Genomic DNA, 2,307 nt, shown 5'->3' with positions numbered 1-2,307 from the left:
GTCACGTCCTGAGCCCTATCAGGCCATCCAGGTGCCGGATTCTGTGCCCGCCGGCCCGGTCCTGCGCCGGCGCCATCGCGGCGCAAAGATCTATCCCGGCGTCGAACGCAACTATTCGGTGTATGTGCCCRTGCAGTACGACGGTAGCGCGGACGCCAGTCTGCTGGTATTCCAGGATGGCTCCCGCTATCTGGGGCCGGAAGCGAATGCAGCGCGTGTGCTGGATAGCCTGATCGCGAGCGGTGAACTGCCGCCAACCATCGCCGTATTTGTCGATCCTGGCGAGAGGGGACCGGGCTTGCCGGTCTACGGCGGCTCCGACAATCGCAGCATCGAATACGATGCACAAGGCGATACCTATGTGCGTTTCCTGCTGGAAGAGTTGCTGCCGGAAGCGACGGAAGGCTACCGCATCTCCTCGGACCCTGCGCAGCGTGGCCTGGCCGGCATCAGCTCCGGTGGCGTTTGTGCTTTCAACGCCGCATGGGAACGTCCGGACGCATTCGGCAAGGTGCTAAGCCATTGCGGCAGCTTTGTGGACATCCGCGGCGGTGATCAATGTGCGAAGCGGGTGCGGCGCGAAGAACAACGCCCGCTGCGGGTATTCCTGCAAACGGGCGAGCATGATTTGAACATCACGTTCGGGCACTGGCAACTGGCCAATCGCCAGCTGGCGGAAGCGCTGGCTTATCGCGGCTACGCATACCAGCTGGTGATAGGCGAGGGTGGCCACTCTCTGCGCCACGGCGGCGCCATCCTGGCGGACGCTTTGCGCTGGCTATGGTCTTAGCTTATTCCGCGTGCTCGTCGGGGAACGCGTTGGTCGGACGCGCGCCCCACACGGCGTAGAACAGCACATACAGCTCGCATGCGGCGGTCAGCAGGAAAGACAGCTGCAGGCCGAAGGTGTCGGCCAGCCAGCCCTGCACCACGACCAGCGCGCCGCCTGCAATCGCCATGATCAGCAGACCGGCGCCTTCTTCGGTCAGCGGGCCAAGGCCCTTGATGCCGAGCGTGAAGATGGTCGGGAACATCACGGAGTGGAACAGGCCCACCGAGATCAGCGCCCACATTGCGACGTGTCCTGAACCCAGTGCCGCGATCATCATGACGATAAAGGCACCGATGCTGCAGCCTGCCAGCACGCGTTCCGCAGTGGTCAGACGCATCAGGAAGCTGCCGACGAAGCGGCCAACCATCATGCCGCCCCATAGCAGGAAGAGGTAATGCGCGCCTTGTTCGTGATTCACGTTGCCGATGTTTGGCTGGCCAACGAAATTGATGAACAGGTTGGCGACGCCGATTTCCGCGATCAGATAAATGAAGATGGCCGGCACGCCGAACACCAGATTGCGGTGACGCCACAGCGACATCGATGCACGCTGGTCCTTGCTGGCGCGTGCCGTGGACGAGTGATGCAGCGCAGGCAGCGGGAAGCGCGCGATGACCAGTGCCAGCACCACCAGCACGGCCGCCACGATCAGATAAGGCAGCTGTACCGCTTGCGCGTCGGCCAGCCGCTCGGCCTGCGTCAGCACCTGGCCTGCGCCGGCGGTGCCGGAAGTGGAACGTCCCAGGATCAGGTAAGCACCGAACAGCGGCGCCAGCGTGGTGCCCAGCGAGTTAAAGGCTTGCACCAGATTCAGCCGCGAAGACGCGGTCTGCGGCGAGCCGACGACGGTCACATAAGGATTGGCCGACACCTGCAGTAGCGTGATGCCGCAAGCGACAATGAACAGCGCGCACAGCGTTACCGCATAGGAAGGCAGACGGGCCGCGGGGATCATCAGTAGCGCACCGGCCGCCATGATCGTCAGTCCGATCACCAGCGATTTCTTGTAGCCGACGCGCTCGATCAGCTTTGCTGAAGGAATCGATGCCACGAAGTAGGCGATGAACCATACCGATTCGATCAGCGTGGTCTGCGTGTAATTCAGTTCGAACACACTGCGCAAGTGCGGCAGCAGGGTGTTATTAATGACTGTGATGAAGCCCCAGGTGAAGAACAGGCTCGCCAGCAGCGACATCACCGCGCCGTAGCTGGCGCTGGACTGGGATTGCGGTTCAACGACGGAGGATGCAGCAGAAACAGGACCTGGCATTACGGGACTCCAAAGCGATGGTGCGGATCATGTTATCCCCTTCGGGTATGTATCTCCAATAACTAAATGCTCGCGAGCTATATCATTTTTGATATGGCTCTCATCAAGCCACAGCAAGTTCATGGGCGGTGCGCTGCGCGCGGAGYGTTCATGCCAGAATGGACGAATGACACAGGAACTTGTCTGTACCATCGGCCATTCGAAC

At 61.4% G+C, this 2,307-nt stretch carries 2 protein-coding genes; one reads left to right on the top strand and one right to left on the bottom strand.

What is annotated here, in order from left to right:
• Positions 1-790: alpha/beta hydrolase (locus AB4Z11_RS29765; RefSeq protein ID WP_442029498.1), on the top strand; the 790-nt coding region annotated here is incomplete at its 5' end.
• A 1-nt stretch (position 791) separates the two neighbouring features.
• Here AB4Z11_RS29765 and AB4Z11_RS29760 read toward each other — a convergent pair.
• The gene (locus AB4Z11_RS29760) at positions 792-2,102 is read right to left on the bottom strand and encodes a sugar MFS transporter (RefSeq protein WP_442029496.1); all 1,311 of its coding nucleotides are present in this window, start codon (positions 2,100-2,102) and stop codon (positions 792-794) included.
• Between the last annotated feature and the right edge of the window lie 205 nt (positions 2,103-2,307).

Source organism: Pseudoduganella sp. RAF53_2 (assembly GCF_052113985.1).
GTDB lineage: Bacteria > Pseudomonadota > Gammaproteobacteria > Burkholderiales > Burkholderiaceae_D > Rugamonas.
The sequence above is the reverse complement of the archived record's forward strand: the minus strand, read 5'-3'. Positions and strand labels throughout refer to the sequence as shown.

Coding starts and splice junctions, on each gene's coding strand:
- AB4Z11_RS29760 (WP_442029496.1), bottom strand. CDS start 2,102: ATGCCAGGTCCTGTTTCTGCTGCATCCTCCGTCGTTGAACCGCAATCC.